Consider the following 17,259-nt stretch of genomic DNA (forward strand, 5'->3'; position numbering starts at 1 on the left):
CCGAACACAGAAGTTAAGCTTCTTAGCGCCGATTGTAGTGAGGGGTTGCCCCTTGTGAGAGTAGGACGCCGCCACGCAAATGAAAACAGTTGAACGAAAGTTCAGCTGTTTTTTTTGTCTGGATGCGAACAAATTTTCGGTTTTTGCTGAAAAAAAGCAATGGAAATGTTATGATAAATCATGTATAAACAAAAAATGTCAACAGATATCGATCTGTTTTAGTAAAGCGATACAGACAAACTTATATTTTATTATCTTGTATATAGGGAGGTAGTAGCTTAATGGTCAAATTTATTCATGCGGCAGATTTGCATATGGATCGTTCATTTGAAGGATTAGTGGAAATTGATGGAAAAGTTCAAAAGAAATTATTACGGGCTAATTTGACCGTACTTGAAAATATTGTGGAACAAGCAATCAAACATCAGGTTGATTTTGTTTTACTGGTAGGGGATAGCTTCCACCAGAATCGTCCTTCGCTAAAGATCCAAAAGCATTTTTCGGAACAAATCAAGCGCTTAGGAGAACACAATATCTCAGTTTTTTTAACATTTGGTAATCATGATTTTTATCAAAAAGAGAGATATTGGTTTGAATTCCCCGAGAATCTTTCTTTGTTTACTTCGGACACTGTAGAGACACTGCAAATGACGACGGATGTTGGTGAAACGATCGCACTCAGTGGTTTTAGTTACACAAAACAATGGATCACTGAGGAAAAGGTACCTGAATTTCCCCAACGTTTTGCTGTCGACTATCATATTGGACTCTATCATGGTGAAATTGGGTCAACTCATGGGAATTATGCACCATTTCAAGCAAAGCAAATGGAAGCAAAAGGCTATGACTACTGGGCGTTAGGCCATATCCATGTGCCAACTAAATTAAATGAAAAAGGAACAATTCTTTATCCTGGTGCACCACAAGGACATACAAAAAAAGAAGAGTCAGCGACTTCAATAGTTCTAGTTGAACTTCAAGGAGCGTCTTGTCGAACAACACCTATAAAAGTAGCAGAGGTTTATTGGAAACGCCAGCAAATTTCTCTCAGAGAAGTGAAACAAACGACGGATGTATTGAAGAAAATCCAACAAGAATTAGTGGAACCCAATAAGATGACACTCGTTGAATTTGAGATCATTGATTATGAACACTTAGATCAGGAAGTGTTGGATCGTATTCATTCTGGAGAATTATTAGATTATTTGATGGAAGAAACAAACAGGAAATTTTCGAATTTAGTTATTTGGCGTATATCTACTTTAGAAAGAGATAACAAGGTGAAAATTTCTTTGTCTGCTTCAACATTGATGTTTGAACAACTATTCGAAAATTACCAAACAAAAGAAGATTTTCAGCATATATTACAAGAAGCCTACACAAATCAAGAGGCAATCAAAGTGTTGGATCTGCTACCGGATTTTCAAGAATCTACGATACAAAAGGCCCAAGAAATCATTCGGCAAGACTTTTTGTTTGAGGGGGGTACTGAATGAATATTTTAAAAATCGAAATAGCAGCTTTTGGAAAGTGGCGTCAACAAACCTTTGATTTTACCTCTGGCAATCAGTTAATTTACGGTGAAAATGAAGCGGGAAAGTCAACGATCTATCAATTCATCCAAGCCATCCTTTTTGGTTTTCCTTCTAAAGGAAAGAAAAAGAAAGACTACACACCGCGAGACGGTTCTGCATATGGTGGGAAATTATGGCTGAATCATCCCATACATGGAGAAATTTATGTGGAAAGATATAAACAACAGAATCGAGGCAAGTCGAAGGTCACATTCAATGGTCAAAGTGGAAGTGACGAACTCTTAGAAAAACTACTTTCACCTTTGACGAAAGAGTTATTCCAGCAGGTTTTTACATTTCAACAAGAACAACTGAGTGAACTTGCTCATTTAACAGAAAAAGAATTGCATGATGCGTTGATCTCATTAGGGATCACTGGAAGTTCTCATGTCTTTCAAAAAAGACAAGAATATTATCAATCAGCTGATAAGTTATTTAAAAGAAAAGGTCAAAAATTAGTGATTAATCAGCGACTAAATGAATGGAAACAACTACAAGAAAAGATTCATCAAAAGCAAGAGCAAGAGGCAATCTATAGTGAATGGATCATGGAGGAACAACGACTAGCGGAACAACAACAGCTCTTAGTGCATGATATCGAACAAATCAATCAAAAACTTACGTTGTATCATCAACAAGAATTGAATTTCTCTTTATATGAAGAGTGGCAATCACTGAAAAAAAATATGCTAGCTGAAGTACCGGATGAATCATTAATACAAGATTTAGAAGTATTTACCAAACGTTATCAACAAATGAACGAACGCCTGGAAGAACTTGAGGCTTCGTTAGAGCGACATAGTGGGATGGATCAGCAGTCTGCACGTTATTATTTTTATTTAGAACAAGAACAAGAATTGAAAGCACTACAGCAAAAGCAATTTTCAACTGAACAATTAATGGATGAGTGGCAGAGACTGCAAGTAGAGACAAGGGAAACAGCGTCAGAATTGAAAATATTGGAGCAACGTTGGCGCTGGGATCGATTGCAACGGCCACAGGAATTTATTGATGATCCAGAGTGGCGTTCTTTGTATACGCTGGTGCAACAATTAAATGATGAACACAGTCAGTTAGCGATTCGTTTTGATATTGTGAAGGAACAGCAACAAACACTAGAAGCAGAGATCAATGAATTAGAACTAGCCCACCCAACGCTGATCCAAACAAGGCCGATCCAAGATGTTCCAGAAAAACAATCTTTTTTCAAATTTTACATTGGTGCGTTAGTGTTAGCTGTAATTGGTTTGTTCTTACCTATGCCTGGAAAAATATTGGGACCATTGCTTGCTTTGGGAGTGGTTGGCTATACGTTTACTCGTAGAACATCTAAGAACACTACAGACCAAAATTTGCCAGAAATCAAAGGGAAGTGGCAAGAGAAACTAGGGCAACTGGATATTGTATTGGCACAATTAGAAGAGATTACTCAAACAATCAATGAGAATAAACGAAAGCAACAAAAAATGGAACAATCAGTGGCTGATTTTGCCTATCATCACTCATTAGGAATAATGAACACGATTGAAACGATGAAAAATGAGGGCCAAGAAGTAACAGATTACCAAAAGCTTTATGCTGTTTTTCAAAAGAAACAACAACGGGAACGAGAGATACAGGAACAACTCTTACAGATAGAAGGGGAACTTGACCTAGCAAAAGAATGGTTACCGCTCCAGCATAAATCTCTCTCGGAAAAAATGGCTCTATTAACCACGTTCATCCAAGAAATGGAACAAATGAAATATGCTAGAAGTTATCAACAAAATACTTTGTTGAAGCAAGAAATCAACGCATTGAAAAAGAAACAAAAAATGTGGTTAGAAGAATACAAGGAACAATTTACTGAAGCAAAACTTTCTTACCCATCAGAAGTACCGATTTTTTTACAAAAGGCGGAGCAAACGAAGCAACAACAAGCACGTTTTGAAGAATTGGAGCATATTCTTTCCCCTATTTTTAAAACTGTCATTACTTATAGTCAGTTGCAGACTCAGATTGCTCGTGAATCCGAACGATTGCAAGAACTAAAGAGGGAAGAAAGTAGGAAAAGTGAGCAACGTCAACGCTTACAGTTGCAAATTGAGGGATTACAACAAGATGGGACATTAGATGAATTATATCAACAGGAAAGTCTACAAAAAGCTCAACTACAAACTTTATTTGAAGAGTGGGGCGGCTTAGTGATTGCTGGGACATTTTTAGGTGATCTTTCGACAGAATTAAGTGAACGGCAATTACCACAGTTACTCAAATTAGCTGGAGACTATCTAAGTATCCTAACTGATCGACAGTACCAAGAAATACAATTGAAAAACGATACATTGACATTAACAAATGGTACAGATGAGTTTCCAATTTATGAACTATCGACAGGGACAAAGGATCAGATGATCATGGCGATGCGTTTTGCATATCTTGCTTTGGAAGCGAAACGTTCGATCTGTCCAGTGATCATTGATGATGGCTGGCTACACTACGACCATAAGAGAAAATACCGTTTAGCTAAACTACTAGCTGAATTTAGCAAAACCTATCAAGTAATCTGCTTGTCTTCTGACCAAGAAATGGTAAGCTATTATCATGAGCTAGAACAATCTGTGAGAAAGTTAGAAGGTGCAAATAGTGAAAAAAATACGTGAATTAGTCGTTGATGAACAATTCGAACAATTCGTTTTGATCAAAAATGCAGATGTAAGAATCGCTAAGAACGGTAAGAAATTTATCGCTTTTACATTTCAAGATACATCAGGAACAATTGATGGCAAATATTGGGATGCATCAGAGGACGAGATCAAAAAATTTACACCGGGAACAGTTGTTTTTTTAAATGGTAAACGCGAGGTCTATCAAGGAAATCCTCAAGTTAAAATCTTGCATATGCGTTTAACAAAAGTTGATGAACCGAGTGATCCCAGTTTGTACATGGAAAGAGCACCATTGAGAAAAGAAGAAATGGAAGAAGAAATCAACCAATTGCTATTTGAGATCACAAATGCACATTGGAATCGAATCGTGCGTTATTTACTCAATAAATACCAAAAACAATTTTTTGAATATCCAGCAGCAAAACGAAATCATCACGCATTTGCTAGTGGATTGGCTTATCATACAGTATCGATGTTACACTTAGGTAAAGCGATTGCTGATGAATACCCTGAATTGAATCGCCCACTACTTTATGCAGGGATTATCTTACATGATTTAGGAAAAGTGATCGAGTTGTCCGGCTCAATGGCAACAGAATACACATTAGCGGGTAATTTAGTAGGGCATTTAGTTTTAATTGACGAAGAAATCACAAAAGCTTGTTTAGCGTTGAAAATCAGTGAGGAAGAAGAAGATGTGCTGATCTTACGTCATATGGTTCTATCACATCATGGATTGTTAGAATATGGTTCGCCTGTTCGACCTCGAATCATGGAAGCTGAAGTCTTACACCAGATCGACACGATCGATGCTTCGATGCAAATGATGTCTACTGCAATTCGTCAAACAGAGCCAGGGAAATATACAGATCGAATATTTGGTCTTGATAATCGTAGTTTTTATGTACCAAAACAGAAATGATGGTAATTGTTCGATAGATAATGAAAGATACGTAACAATTTATTGATATCATCTCATTAGTTTTAAAGAGGTCGAGACAGAAGTATTTAGCCTCGATAAATAAGACGACATCCACGAAAGTTGTTTTTCACCTTTTGTGGATGTCGCTTTATTTCCGAAGAGAGGATTTTTGTTCCCGCCGTTTATTCGCTTTTAGGTGGTTCTAAAGGACTTTTTCCCCAAACATTTTTTTATGAACCCAAAGAATTTTTTACTTTCCGTTAGCAGAGATGGATAATGAGAACTGATCGTATTCAAAAAAGTGGTTTAGGAAGACTTCTCTCTTCCTAAACCACTTTTTTTATATTTTCTCTAGCGTGTATTTTTAATGTCTAGAAGCGTATAGTGCTTATTCGTTTGTTGATTCAGTCGTGCTTTGCTCTGTTTCAGATGCTTCAGTAGAATCAGTTGATTTTGTTTCAGAACTCTTTGTTTCTGAGCTTTCTGTTGCTGAGTCTTCAGTTGAAGATGTACTTGTCGTAGCTGAAGTAAATGGTGTCAAGATGTTTTGGAATGCGTCATCTTTGATTTTTACATTCGCTTCTTTTAGTTCTTCACCGATTACTTTTGTTGTAAATTCGCTGTCATTTACTTTTGCTTGAGTCGCAATTTCTTCTAATTGATCTTTGAATTTATCCATGTCGTTTCCTTTATCTTGGTTTTTCACCATTTTAACGACATAGTATTCTGTTGCGTAAGTAGAAGGATTTGTTGCAGTGATCACATCTGAGATCTCACCATCTTTAAGTTTGAAGGCAGCTTCTTTTACTTCAGATGGAACAGTTTGTGTTTCTGAGTCAAACTTGATATTACCACCATCGTCTTTAGTTGTATCTGTTGATTTTTCTTTCGCTAGTTCTTCGAAATCTTTGCCGTCATCAGCTGATTTCTTAACTTCTTTTGCTTCGTCTTCACTAGCAACTTTGATGATTTGTGCTTCTACTTCTGGATGGAATGTTTCCCACGTTTTCTTCAAGTCTTCATCTGTCAATTTCACATGAGATTCGATCCCAGCTTTAAAGACAAGATTATTACGAAGGAATTCTTTATAGCTTTCTTCTGTAAATCCTGCAGATTCTAATTGTGTCTCGAAGCTGTCACCATAAGTTTCTTTTGTTTTATTATATTCAGCATCTACTTCTTTATCTGAAACTTTGTCATTGTATTTGCTATTGAATACATCATAGATCACCATTTGTTGAAGTAATTGTTGGTTAGCGGATTCAGATTTTGCTTTTTCATAAAAATCAGAGACGGTGATTGTGCCGCCTTTCATGGTTACGATATCCTTGTTTGTATCCCCGCCACCAGAACAAGCTGCTAGTGTTAGAATAGCTAACGCACTTGTCGCAGCTAAAATTATTTTTTTCTTTTTCATTTAAGTTTTGCACTCCTGTAATTTATTATTGGTTTTCACAAATATTACTATACCATATCTATTAGCGAATAAAAACGTTCTGACTGATAGTTTCAAACAAAATTCAAATTTTTGTCACATTCCATACATCTAGGTACATGAAAAAGACATATAGTTATCAAAAGTGCTTGATTTTTGATCATTATTGCACGTCTGTCAAGCTTTCAGGTAAATGTGCCGAAAGTTTTTCTACTTGTTCTTGGATTTGTGTAACTCGTGGTTCTGCTTGGAATTTGAAATTTTCAAGGTCTTTTTCGATTGATTCTTGAAAAGGTGGAATAACAGTTTCAGCTGTTTTTTTTGTTTCAGATAACGCGTGTTTAAAATGATTTAAACTGTTATTTAATTCGTTGGTTAATTCAGTTGCTTCATCTAATTCTGCAATCAATTTCTCTCTGGTCTCATTTCCACTACGTGGTGCAAATAATAATCCTGCTGCTGCACCGGTAACAGCACCGAATACTAATCCTTTTAGAAAATTTTTAACCATGAATCGTCACCTGCTCTTTGATTTTTTCTTGGATAGCAGTCATTTCTTCGGTTGTATAATCTGCTTGATGGTTTCCAAAGTGAATGGAGAAGTCATCTTGTTTACTATAACGCGGAATTAAATGGATATGGGAATGAAAAACGGTTTGATAGGCTAGTTCTCGATTATTATTGATAATATTTAAACCTTCCATTTCCGGGAATGCTTTTTCGATGGAACGAGCAATTTTTGGGATACGGGCAAAGACATCACTGGCTAATTCCTCGTTGTAATCAAAGATATCAGTTACGTGTTCTTTAGGAATGATCAATGTGTGTCCTTTAGTTGATTGAGAGATATCTAAGAACGCATAGATTTTCTCGTCTTCATAGATTTTATAGCTAGGGATTTCTTGATTGATGATTTTACAAAAAATACAATTGTCCATATAAAAACACCTTTCTTTTATTCAAGTTTCGTTACCTCAACTTTAACATAAGTTCATGAGAATGCACGTAAAAAATAATTGGACGTGATTTGCTTCGTGGTATAATGAAGACAATATATTAACGGAGGAAGAAATATGAGTTTAAAAATCGAACATGTTACAGGTGGCTATGGTCATTTACCTGTTTTGAAAGATATCAGTTTTAACGTACAACCTGGAGAAATGGTTGGGTTGATTGGTTTGAATGGAGCAGGAAAAAGTACAACGATCAAGCATATTATCGGTTTGCTTGAACCAACGAAAGGTAAAATTGAAATCAATCAGTTATCTCTTAAAAAGGATGTAGAAAATTATCGTAAACAAATTGGTTATATTCCAGAAACTCCTTCATTATATGAAGAACTTACTTTAAAAGAACACATTGAGGTAACGGCGATGGCTTATAACATTCCAATGGATATCGCGATGAAACGGGCAGAAAAATTGTTACACACGTTTCGTTTGTCTAATCGTTTAGAGTGGTTTCCAGCGAATTTTTCAAAAGGGATGAAACAAAAAGTCATGATTTTGTGTGCTTTTTTGATTGAGCCATCTTTGTATATCATCGACGAGCCTTTTTTGGGTCTTGATCCATTAGCCATCAATGCTTTGTTGGAATTAATGGTTGAGATGAAAAATGAGGGGTCTGGTATTTTGATGTCTACGCATATTTTAGCCACTGCTGAAAAATATTGTGACCGTTTTGTTGTTCTTCATGAAGGAGAAATCAGAGCAGATGGCACGTTAGCAGAGTTGCAAACTGCTTTTAGAATGCCGGAAGCATCCCTAGATGAAATCTACATCGCATTGACGAAGGAGCAAGGTTATGAATGATTTTTTTCAAAAAAGACTAGCAAAACATCATAAAAAAATGATGAAATATTTACGCTATGTATTCAACGACCATTTTGTACTAGTCTGTTTATTTTTGATTGGGGGTCTAGGCCTTTATTATTCTAACTGGCTAAAAACACTCGAGGCTCCTTTTTCGATTGGAGGTATCATCGTCTCATTGATTTGGATGATTTGCTTGATCGTTGGAAAAATCGCGACTTTTGCGGAGCCAGCAGATTTAGTTTTTCTTTTACCGAAAGAAAAAGAAATGAAAGGCTATTTGCAACGAGCTTTTCGTTATTCTTGTATTTTTCCTATGGTTTTTCTAGGATTAGTGTGTGGATTTGCGATGCCGTTAGTTGTGGTTTCAACGCAACAACCATTTTCGCTGTTTTTTGTTTATCTACTTATACTATGGAGTTTGAAGTCTAGTCATTTACAAGTGAAGCGAGCAGATTTTTATCGTATGGAAGAAACGCGTAAAAACTTGTTTAAGTATGGTTGGTGGGTCTCGTCATTTGGTATCTTACTCCTCTCTTTTTATGGGAATATTTGGTTGGGCTTGATTCTTTCATCTATTCAAGCTGGGATCTATTATGTGTTCTTATGGAAAAAAATGTCCGCTCATTTAGACTGGGAAAAAATGATCCAATTAGAAAAACAACGTTTGCACCAAATCTATCAGTTCATTAATTTGTTTACAGATGTGCCAGAGATCACCGCAAAAGTCAAAAGGCGCCGTTATCTTGATCCGGTGTTACAAGGAATCAAGAAAGAAACGAAAAACACGTATCTTTATTTATTTGCTCGTCGCTTTGCTAGAGGATCAGACTTTATTGGCTTGTACGTACGTTTAACAGTGATTGGCTCGATCATTATCGCCGGAATCAACGATCTATACTTTACTTTAGGCATTGGATCATTATTTCTATATTTGATTGGCTTTCAATTATTACCTTTATATAGTCAGTTTCGCTATATGATCTTGGTCCAATTGTATCCTATCCAAGAGAGTCAAAAAAGTGGAGCACTCCAACGTCTTTTGACTTGGTTATTGACTTTTGTTGCTGTTTTATTTGGAGTGATCGCTGCTGTTGTTCTGGATGGGAATGAAAGATGGCTACCTATCTTGGTCTATCTTGTTGTCAACGGACTCTTAATCAAATGGTACGTGCCATCTCGGATCAAGAAGATTGCGGAGTAGCATTTGAAAAGTAAGTGGCTTGACTAGAAAAAGGAATCTTCTTGGCTCGGAATTCAGAAGTAACGTTTGAAGTGAGCTGAGAACCCTCACTTTTTTATGAGAAATAAATAGGAATTCTTGTAGGAAAGTTCGAAATCACTTTATGTTTTTTCGAACTTTCCTCTTTTTTTCCATGGACAAAAAAGAGTGTGCTAAACCTTATGAATAAGAAGAAATCACTAGGGACTTTTTTTATTTTGATAAAAGTTGGTTTTTTAGAGGGTAAAACATAGAAAAAGAACGTATATGTGCTTGACGTTCAAGACTTGGGCGACTAGAATAATAGATACTGCAAACATATAGTAGAGGACGGGAGAATGCGCGATGGAGTTTCAGTTAGACCAAGAGTGGCGGTTACGCCCCATCAAAGGTGACACAGGAAAAACATACATAGGCATGCGTGATAAAGACAAAGTTTTTATCAAGAGGAACACAACGCCAATGCTCGCTGCACTCTCTCGTGAAGGCATTACGCCGAAATTAGTGTGGACTAAGCGAACAGGAGATGGCGATACCTTGACCGCACAAGAATGGCTGGAAGGTCGCTTGTTGACGCCTAGTGAGATTGGCCAAAGAAATGATGTCATTGATGTACTGTACCATCTACATCATTCGACGTCTTTAAAAACAATGCTTTCTCGAATTGGTGGGAGGGTATTGACACCCCAGAAAATGCTGCAATATTATGAACAAGATTTGCCTGATAGCCTAAAAAACAATCAATTTTTACAACTCGTTTATCGCTATTTGTGCCAACAAATTCCTTCGGTGGACAAGGAAAAACTAGCGGTCGTGCATGGAGATGTCAATCATCGGAATTGGTTAGTCTGTAAAAATTATTTATATTTAGTTGATTGGGATTCAATCATGTTCGCTGATCCAGCGGTAGATATTGCGACTATTTTAGGGAATTACGTGCCATTGTCTAGTTGGAATAAGTGGTTGATCAGCTACGGTATCCGACCAACAGATGAAATTTTAGAAAAATTACATTGGTATGCGGTGATGAACCTATTACAAGAAATCACACGCTACTGCAAACGTGAAGATTATCGACGAATGAATGAAGAGATTTTACAACTTAAACGAATTTTTAGTGGTTAAGCTCGGCTATTCAGTTGATTTTTTTATTTTTAGGGGTAATACCAATAGCAATTTATAATAAATTCAGTGAAATACAAGGAACAATCTTTTGTAGGAATAGAGAGGAAGAAAAAGATGCGTGTTCGCAACCGACCAAATGCAGCAGAGATGTTAGCTGCTCATCCAGAAATCGTCATCAACGAGCCAACAAAATGGCGCGGAAAATGGAAAGAATTATTTGGTAATGATCAACCAATCCATATTGAGATCGGCATGGGAAAAGGACAGTTTATTACTGGGATGGCCAAAGCTCATCCAGAAATCAATTATATCGGGATTGAAATGCAAGTAAGTGTCGTGTCCATTGCTTTAGACAAAGTATTGGAGGAACCATTACCTAATTTAAGATTATTGCACGTGGACGGTTCCGCTTTGACTGAGTACTTTTCAGAGAATGAGATCGATCAGATTTATTTGAATTTTTCAGATCCATGGCCTAAAAAGAGACATGAGAAACGACGATTGACGTATCGTACATTTTTAGCTGTCGATGAAGAGATCTTAAAACCAAATGGTGAAATTCATTTCAAAACAGATAATCAAGGATTATTTGAATATTCGTTGGCTAGTTTTTCACAATACGGAATGCGGTTAAAAAAAGTCTGGCTTGATCTACATCAAAGTGACTTTGAGGACAATATCATGACAGAATATGAAGAGAAGTTTTCTTCTCGAGGACAACGGATCTATCGTGTAGAAGCGCAGTTTGTGGACAAAACCGAATAGAAAAAAGAAGAGAGTAGGAACTGTAAGTTCTTGTCTCTTCTTTTTTGTTTTTTAGTCTTTTTGGTCACAGACGGGAATCAAGGCAAATTTTGAAAAAGAGAAGAGTCCCATATCGGTGATTTTCAATTCAGGAATAACTGATAATGTTAAAAATGAAAGTGTCAAGAAAGGATCGAATGCTTCACTTGCGCCTAACTGATGCGCTTGGTCAGTCAAGTTCAGTAATTGCTGATTAACTGTTTCATAAGGTTCGAGTGACATCAAACCGCCAATAGGTAATGGTAAACAAGCTAATTCAGTTTGTTGATCTACAACAATCATCCCACCACCTTTTTTGATTAATTGTTCAGCAGCGTAGCACATATCTTCATCATTTGTTCCTACAACGACGATATTATGTGAATCGTGAGCCACAGTAGTAGCTAAGGCTCCCCTTTTTAGTTGGAACCCTTTGACAATTCCTAGACCAATATTTCCTGTAGCATGATGTCGTTCGATGACAGCAATCTTTAGTTGATCATCTGCCACTGAAGGAGTGAAAGAACCATTATCGACTTGAACTTGCTCCAATAAATCGTTTGTCAACAAACTATTTGGAATGATCTCGATGACATGAGCGGTTGTTGAATCTAAAGCCAATGTCAATGAGTTTGGATCAAATGGTGCAACTGCCATTTTGGGTAACGCGTCAATCGCTGGCTGATTTTTTATTTCTGTAAGATCAGGAGCCAACTGTCCATCTGCCACAACCGTTTCTCCTTGATGGAACACGGTATTGATCGGCAACTTGTTCAAGTCATCTGTTAAGAAAAAGTCTGCCTGATAGCCTGGCGCAACTGCCCCTAAATGTTGTAAACCAAAACATTCTGCCGCATTCAATGAAGCCATCTGGATGGCTTGTAGTGGATCCATTCCCGCCAAGATTGCTTGACGAACGATATGATCAATTGAACCCTCTGCTACAAGATCATCGATCAATTTATCATCGGTCACGAATAAACAGCGACGTGAATTGTCAGGTGTGATAGCAGGTAAGAGTGCCTGTAGATCTTTTGCGACGGTTCCTTCTCGAACCATCAAATACATTCCTAGCGCTAAACGCTCCTCCGCTTCTTGGGCGGTCGTTGCTTCGTGGTCTGTACGAATGCCAGCAGTTAAATAAACGTTTAAGTCGTCCCCGTTGATTCCTGCGGCGTGGCCATCGATTTTTTTGTTCTTTTGATGCATCAGCTGTAATTTATCGATAATCGTTTGCTCATTTGAAGCGACTGCCTGATAGTTCATTACTTCAGCTAGACCAAGTACTTCAGGATACTCAAGAAAAGGAGCAAGTGCTTTTGCATCTAAGACAGCGCCACTTGTTTCAAATGGTGTGACAGGCACACAAGAAGGTAGCATGATGAATATATTCATCGGCGTCTCTTTTGCATCTGCCAGCATAAATTCAAGGCCCAAATTTCCGGCGACATTTCCGATTTCGTGAGGATCAGTTACTACTGTCGTCACACCATGTAATAGAGAGATTTTCGCAAACTCTTTAGGTGCTAACAGAGAACTTTCGATATGCACATGACCATCGATCAGACCAGGAACTAAATACTGTCCTTTTGCATCATAGATCGTCGTACCTTCGTATTCCCCAATACCTACGATTCTTCCGTCGCAGACAGCGACATCACCCTCCATGATTGTTTTCGTAAAGACGTTGACAATTTTTGCATGTTTGATAACTAAATCAGCGGGTTGTTTTTTTCCTGCAACTGCAATGTGTTTGTTTAAGTGCGAATCCACTCTGAAACCTCCCCAAATAAATTTTTACTAGTATAACATAAATTCGGATTTAACCCATGATTTTCATTAAATTTTGTAAAAATAAACGATTCATCTTAAAAAGACGTATATTTTCTTGGAGGGCAGAGAAATGAAGATAAAAGATTTAGCTAATGAGATCATTTGTGGAGGAGCTAAAAATAAAGTGCAAGATATCTATATTTTGCCATATGTAGAAGATTTTAAGGTTTATTTTCGTAAAGGTAAAAAACGAACATTCCAAAAATCGCTCTCCCTTGAGATTGGCCAACAATTGATCGCTAGTTTTAAGTACCTAGGACAAATGGATATCGGTGAAAGAAGAAAAGCACAACTAGGCTCACTGACTTATTTAGTGGATCAACGAAAGATAAGGCTAAGACTCTCATCAGTAGGTGATTATTTACAAAGAGAGAGCTTGGTTATCCGGATACTCTATGCGTTGAGGGAGAAAAGTTTTCGCTGTTTTGTCCCCAAAGACTTGCAAGTTATTGAGCGGAGTACGAACAACCGTGGATTATTTTTGTTTAGTGGGCCGGTCGGCTCTGGTAAAACGTCATTGATGTATCACCTTGCTCGTAGGAATGAAGAACAAGTAATCACGATCGAAGACCCAGTAGAAATTGAGGAGCCATTGTTTTTACAGTTACAAGTCAATGAAAAAATTGACCAGACTTATGATCAGCTATTAAAACTAGCCTTACGTCATCGTCCTGATTTATTGATTGTCGGTGAAATCAGAGATAAAAAGACAGCAGATGCAGCAATTCGAGCAGCATTGACGGGCCATCGTGTATTTGCTACGGTCCATGCACGAGATCTCAAGGGAACCTTGGCAAGGATGAAGGAACTAACGAACAACGATGGATTTGACGAATGTTTGTCCGGCATTGTCTATCAAGAGTTGCTGCCTGATTTCAATGAACAACCAACGGCATTGTGGTCTTATTGTTTTTCTGACAATGAAATCGAAAGAAAAGAATGGAGAGCTAGTTATGAAGAGGCACAAAAAAATGTTTGGCAATCCTATCCATTTTAAACCTATGGATCATACGCAACAAGCTCGTTTTATCCAAACGATCGGTGAATTACTCTTGAATGGCTTTAGTTTACAGCAAGCGATTGATTTATTGGAATTGCTTCGACTGATACCACAAGTTTATGTCCATTTCGCCAAAAGAAATCTTCAAGCTGGCGAATCTTTTCATTTTGTTCTTCAGCAATTGGGGTTTAAGCAAGAGCAACTCGTACAGGTGGAACTGGCAGAAGTCCATGGAAATTTAGTCGAAACTTTAAAGGGCATCGCTGAACAATTTCGATTGATTGAACAATTTCGGAAAGAATTAAAAAAGGTCATCAGCTATCCACTGGTATTGCTGGTCTTTTTAGTCGGCATTTTAGTTAGTCTACGTGAGTTCGTCTTGCCTCAATTGATTCAGTCCGATATGGTCACCACGACACATTGGGGGATTCGACTGCTTCAATCAAGTCATTGGCTATTCTTAGGTGCCTTTGGTAGTAGTATTTTTTGTGGTTCAGTGATTTTTTTCCGCTTGAAAAAGTGGGAAGTTGTCAAAAGAAGTGAGTGGATCAGTAAGCAATGGATGATTGGAAAGATCTATCGTTCCTATCAATCAGCTTATCTAACGTTAGAAATAGGCAAACTATTTTATGAAGGCCTCGACTTGAAACAAATTATTCGCTGTTTGAAAGAAACTAAAGAAGGAAGTTTGGTCCAGTCTTTAGCGTATCAATTAATGGAAGGGCTCGAACTAGGTATTCCTTTAGCGCAACAATTTGAGCAATACCGTTTTTTGACGACCGAGTTTAGTCAAATCGTACTACAAGGAGAAGCTAAAGGGAATTTAGGCAAAGAATTGTTGTTTTACAGTGATCTGACACGTAAAGAATTTTTTCAAAAGATCCATCGTTGGTTGCACTGGGTCCAACCAGTCCTTTTCTTAGGGATTGCTGTATTGATTTTACTGATTTATGCGGCTATCTTGTTGCCAGTATATGGAAATATTGAGGAGGTCCTAATATGAAGAATAGAAAAAGAATGGCTCGTCTAAAAGGTTTTACACTGATTGAAATGTTGATTGTCTTACTCGTCATTAGTGCGTTGGTTTTACTATTTATCCCAAATATTTCTCGTTATCGTGATCATGTCAATAAGGAAGGTCGTGAAGCAGTCATGCAACTGATTGATGCTCAAAGTGAACTTTACGCATTACAAAACGACGGGAAAATTCCAAGTATTGATGAGCTGTTACGAGAAGGATATATCAAACAGGAACATGCCGATGCGTATCGCAAGAACTAACAAATACCTCACCGAAGCTTACACTTTAGCAGAAACAATCATGGTCTTGATTGTCTCCCTTGCTTTTTTTATCTTTCCTGTTCTCTCATTCCATTCTTTAGAAAAAGAACAATCGATCCATCGTTTTTTTGATCAGTTGGAAAAAAGGATCGATCTCGTACAACAAAGTGCGATTATCCATCAACAAGCTACTCGTTTTTATTATGAACCAAAGCGCCATAGTCTTTTATTTGAGGTGCCTCCTTACTCATCAATGGAGTGGCAAGAGTTGCCGATCCCTGAAGCTTTGACCATCCAACGTCATGCACCGATTACTTATGCAGCGAAGACAGGGAACGAAAGCTCGTTGAAGGCATATGAATTTTATTGGCCAGAAAAGAAACAAAGAATCATTTACCAATTCCAACTAGGAGGTGGTCGTTATATCAAAAGAATCCAATATAGCTAGCTTTGTATTGCTTGAATCGCTAACCGCGCTAATGATCACAGCCATGAGTATTTATATTATGAGTTCTGGTAATTTATTCTTGGTCCAACAAGAACAAACCAAAGACCGAGAAATTCTTCTGTTGAGGACATTGTACGAAGATGTGAGAAACTATCGTAGGTATGGAGAGTTGCCGACAAGACCAGCGGAGTGGGAGCAGGGAACTACAGTAATCGATACGCAAAGTCAGCAAATAAAGAAAGTTTCAATCAGTGATGGAAATGAAGTGATCGTCATTGAACGGAAAAAATAAAGTATCTGCTTTTACAATGATTGAATGTTTGATTGCGTTACTTATTCTAAATACGATTCTTTTATCATTTGGTCTCTTCATTCGACAAAGCGAAAAGATGAATACATTTTTTCAAAAAGACGAACAAACAGAATGGTTGATTTTCTTAGCTCAATTCGAAAACGAACTTGCTTCAAGTCAACGTATTTCGATCATTGAGAATCGCTTATATTATCAAAACGAGAAAACGTTCGTCATAGAAGGCTATCAGCAAATGATCAGAAAACGTGGAACTACTGGTGGTCATCAGCCTATGCTGACAGGTGTTACGCGTGTCCAATTCAAAGAAGAAGATCAAGTGATTTTACTGCATGTCGAATTTATGAATGGAGATAACAAGTATGGTATTTGGACAAAGCAAAAAACATAAGCGTTTAAAAGGGAATGTGTTGTTTTCGACCTTGGCACTTTTTCTATTGTGTATATTCTTCATGCAAGGCTTACTTGAAAGTTATCGTCTGAAAATAGACAGTTATTTACGCATCAAAAAATATTACCAAGCAAAGATCATCAAGCAAATGTTTATGATGGAATCCAATCAGTTGGAAGAGCAAGGCAAAGGGGAGTATGATTACAATGTAGGCACGGTCCAGTATACAGTCAAACAGGACCTAGTGGAGTTAGTAATAACTGTTTCACCTTTCCGATTTGAATTTACAGAGCGAGTCATTGATACAGATAATACTACAGATTAAGAGGTTCCAAAGCAATAACCGTTCTTTTCTGTAATACAGCTGTTTTGAAGGTGTTGAATGTTCGCTATTTCACAAAGAAAAAGGATGAAAACGATTGAAATTTTAGCGATTGTTCGTTAGAATTAAACAGGTAAAATAATTGTTATAATAT

Annotated in this window: 18 protein-coding genes; 14 read left to right on the forward strand and 4 right to left on the reverse strand. The window is 37.4% G+C overall.

Going from position 1 to position 17,259, the window contains the following annotated elements; all coding sequences use genetic code 11:
* Positions 1-281 precede the first annotated feature (281 nt).
* The 3 genes from I2F89_RS10425 to I2F89_RS10435 are packed head-to-tail and all read left to right on the forward strand — an operon-like array spanning position 282 to position 5,144.
* The gene (locus tag I2F89_RS10425; protein WP_195514305.1) at positions 282-1,496 is read left to right on the forward strand and encodes a metallophosphoesterase family protein; all 1,215 of its coding nucleotides are present in this window, start codon (positions 282-284) and stop codon (positions 1,494-1,496) included.
* On the forward strand, positions 1,493-4,216 hold the full coding sequence (locus I2F89_RS10430) for an ATP-binding protein (RefSeq protein WP_071867703.1): 2,724 nt from the start codon (positions 1,493-1,495) through the stop codon (positions 4,214-4,216). Before I2F89_RS10425 ends, I2F89_RS10430 begins: the two co-directional genes overlap by 4 nt.
* On the forward strand, positions 4,200-5,144 hold the full coding sequence (locus I2F89_RS10435; protein ID WP_071867704.1) for a 3'-5' exoribonuclease YhaM family protein: 945 nt from the start codon (positions 4,200-4,202) through the stop codon (positions 5,142-5,144). Before I2F89_RS10430 ends, I2F89_RS10435 begins: the two co-directional genes overlap by 17 nt.
* 388 nt (positions 5,145-5,532) lie before the next feature.
* Here I2F89_RS10435 and I2F89_RS10440 read toward each other — a convergent pair whose 3' ends face one another.
* The 3 genes from I2F89_RS10440 to I2F89_RS10450 all read right to left on the reverse strand — a co-directional run bounded on the left by I2F89_RS10440 (position 5,533) and on the right by I2F89_RS10450 (position 7,517).
* Positions 5,533-6,561, reverse strand: a complete 1,029-nt coding sequence (locus I2F89_RS10440; RefSeq protein ID WP_195514306.1) for a peptidylprolyl isomerase — start codon at positions 6,559-6,561, stop codon at positions 5,533-5,535.
* A 181-nt stretch (positions 6,562-6,742) separates the two neighbouring features.
* Positions 6,743-7,090 carry a YtxH domain-containing protein gene (locus I2F89_RS10445; protein WP_010734189.1) on the reverse strand — a complete coding sequence of 116 codons (348 nt, stop codon included), beginning with the start codon at positions 7,088-7,090 and terminating at the stop codon, positions 6,743-6,745.
* Positions 7,083-7,517 carry an HIT family protein gene (locus I2F89_RS10450; RefSeq protein WP_010734190.1) on the reverse strand — a complete coding sequence of 145 codons (435 nt, stop codon included), beginning with the start codon at positions 7,515-7,517 and terminating at the stop codon, positions 7,083-7,085. The genes I2F89_RS10445 and I2F89_RS10450 overlap by 8 nt, the downstream gene beginning before the upstream one ends.
* 135 nt (positions 7,518-7,652) lie before the next feature.
* Between I2F89_RS10450 and I2F89_RS10455 the strand changes: the two genes are divergently transcribed.
* The 4 genes from I2F89_RS10455 to trmB all read left to right on the forward strand — a co-directional run bounded on the left by I2F89_RS10455 (position 7,653) and on the right by trmB (position 11,502).
* Entirely contained in the window at positions 7,653-8,390 is a 738-nt protein-coding gene (locus I2F89_RS10455; RefSeq protein WP_010734191.1) for an ABC transporter ATP-binding protein, read from the forward strand.
* On the forward strand, positions 8,383-9,594 hold the full coding sequence (locus tag I2F89_RS10460) for an ABC transporter permease (protein WP_071867708.1): 1,212 nt from the start codon (positions 8,383-8,385) through the stop codon (positions 9,592-9,594). The genes I2F89_RS10455 and I2F89_RS10460 overlap by 8 nt, the downstream gene beginning before the upstream one ends.
* 363 nt (positions 9,595-9,957) lie before the next feature.
* Entirely contained in the window at positions 9,958-10,737 is a 780-nt protein-coding gene (locus I2F89_RS10465; protein ID WP_071867709.1) for a phosphotransferase family protein, read from the forward strand.
* Positions 10,738-10,851: 114 nt separating this feature from the next.
* Positions 10,852-11,502: a tRNA (guanosine(46)-N7)-methyltransferase TrmB gene (gene trmB / locus I2F89_RS10470; RefSeq protein WP_071867710.1), complete on the forward strand. Its 651-nt coding sequence runs from the start codon at positions 10,852-10,854 to the stop codon at positions 11,500-11,502.
* Positions 11,503-11,553: 51 nt separating this feature from the next.
* Here trmB and ade read toward each other — a convergent pair whose 3' ends face one another.
* The gene (gene ade / locus I2F89_RS10475) at positions 11,554-13,293 is read right to left on the reverse strand and encodes an adenine deaminase (RefSeq protein ID WP_074801245.1); all 1,740 of its coding nucleotides are present in this window, start codon (positions 13,291-13,293) and stop codon (positions 11,554-11,556) included.
* 130 nt (positions 13,294-13,423) lie between these two features.
* Between ade and comGA the strand changes: the two genes are divergently transcribed.
* Genes comGA through comGG form a run of 7 tightly spaced genes read left to right on the forward strand, consistent with a single transcriptional unit; the run spans position 13,424 to position 17,108 of the window.
* Positions 13,424-14,350, forward strand: a complete 927-nt coding sequence (gene comGA, locus I2F89_RS10480; RefSeq protein ID WP_071867712.1) for a competence type IV pilus ATPase ComGA — start codon at positions 13,424-13,426, stop codon at positions 14,348-14,350.
* A complete protein-coding gene (comGB, locus tag I2F89_RS10485) occupies positions 14,307-15,356 on the forward strand; it encodes a competence type IV pilus assembly protein ComGB (protein WP_195514307.1) in 1,050 nt (349 codons plus the stop codon). Before comGA ends, comGB begins: the two co-directional genes overlap by 44 nt.
* Positions 15,353-15,634, forward strand: coding sequence for a competence type IV pilus major pilin ComGC (gene comGC, locus I2F89_RS10490; RefSeq protein WP_010734198.1), 282 nt, complete (start codon positions 15,353-15,355; stop codon positions 15,632-15,634). The genes comGB and comGC overlap by 4 nt, the downstream gene beginning before the upstream one ends.
* On the forward strand, positions 15,615-16,082 hold the full coding sequence (comGD, locus tag I2F89_RS10495) for a competence type IV pilus minor pilin ComGD (protein WP_074801253.1): 468 nt from the start codon (positions 15,615-15,617) through the stop codon (positions 16,080-16,082). Before comGC ends, comGD begins: the two co-directional genes overlap by 20 nt.
* 58 nt (positions 16,083-16,140) lie before the next feature.
* Entirely contained in the window at positions 16,141-16,374 is a 234-nt protein-coding gene (locus I2F89_RS10500; RefSeq protein ID WP_071867715.1) for a hypothetical protein, read from the forward strand.
* Positions 16,358-16,783, forward strand: a complete 426-nt coding sequence (gene comGF, locus I2F89_RS10505; protein ID WP_254905439.1) for a competence type IV pilus minor pilin ComGF — start codon at positions 16,358-16,360, stop codon at positions 16,781-16,783. Before I2F89_RS10500 ends, comGF begins: the two co-directional genes overlap by 17 nt.
* Positions 16,755-17,108 carry a competence type IV pilus minor pilin ComGG gene (comGG, locus tag I2F89_RS10510; protein WP_019722632.1) on the forward strand — a complete coding sequence of 118 codons (354 nt, stop codon included), beginning with the start codon at positions 16,755-16,757 and terminating at the stop codon, positions 17,106-17,108. The genes comGF and comGG overlap by 29 nt, the downstream gene beginning before the upstream one ends.
* Positions 17,109-17,259 lie beyond the last annotated feature (151 nt).

This window comes from Enterococcus sp. 1001283B150225_161107_E12 (assembly GCF_015556925.1).
GTDB lineage: Bacteria > Bacillota > Bacilli > Lactobacillales > Enterococcaceae > Enterococcus_B > Enterococcus_B mundtii.

Bases quoted from the DNA above. Each gene is read 5' to 3' on its own strand.
- I2F89_RS10455 (WP_010734191.1), top strand. From the start codon at position 7,653: ATGAGTTTAAAAATCGAACATGTTACAGGTGGCTATGGTCATTTACCT.
- I2F89_RS10465 (WP_071867709.1), top strand. From the start codon at position 9,958: ATGGAGTTTCAGTTAGACCAAGAGTGGCGGTTACGCCCCATCAAAGGT.
- trmB (WP_071867710.1), top strand. From the start codon at position 10,852: ATGCGTGTTCGCAACCGACCAAATGCAGCAGAGATGTTAGCTGCTCAT.
- comGA (WP_071867712.1), top strand. From the start codon at position 13,424: ATGAAGATAAAAGATTTAGCTAATGAGATCATTTGTGGAGGAGCTAAA.
- comGB (WP_195514307.1), top strand. From the start codon at position 14,307: ATGAAGAGGCACAAAAAAATGTTTGGCAATCCTATCCATTTTAAACCT.
- I2F89_RS10430 (WP_071867703.1), top strand. From the start codon at position 1,493: ATGAATATTTTAAAAATCGAAATAGCAGCTTTTGGAAAGTGGCGTCAA.
- I2F89_RS10450 (WP_010734190.1), bottom strand. From the start codon at position 7,517: ATGGACAATTGTATTTTTTGTAAAATCATCAATCAAGAAATCCCTAGC.
- I2F89_RS10425 (WP_195514305.1), top strand. From the start codon at position 282: ATGGTCAAATTTATTCATGCGGCAGATTTGCATATGGATCGTTCATTT.
- I2F89_RS10440 (WP_195514306.1), bottom strand. From the start codon at position 6,561: ATGAAAAAGAAAAAAATAATTTTAGCTGCGACAAGTGCGTTAGCTATT.
- I2F89_RS10460 (WP_071867708.1), top strand. From the start codon at position 8,383: ATGAATGATTTTTTTCAAAAAAGACTAGCAAAACATCATAAAAAAATG.
- comGD (WP_074801253.1), top strand. From the start codon at position 15,615: ATGCGTATCGCAAGAACTAACAAATACCTCACCGAAGCTTACACTTTA.
- comGG (WP_019722632.1), top strand. From the start codon at position 16,755: ATGGTATTTGGACAAAGCAAAAAACATAAGCGTTTAAAAGGGAATGTG.
- I2F89_RS10445 (WP_010734189.1), bottom strand. From the start codon at position 7,090: ATGGTTAAAAATTTTCTAAAAGGATTAGTATTCGGTGCTGTTACCGGT.
- I2F89_RS10500 (WP_071867715.1), top strand. From the start codon at position 16,141: ATGAGTTCTGGTAATTTATTCTTGGTCCAACAAGAACAAACCAAAGAC.
- comGC (WP_010734198.1), top strand. From the start codon at position 15,353: ATGAAGAATAGAAAAAGAATGGCTCGTCTAAAAGGTTTTACACTGATT.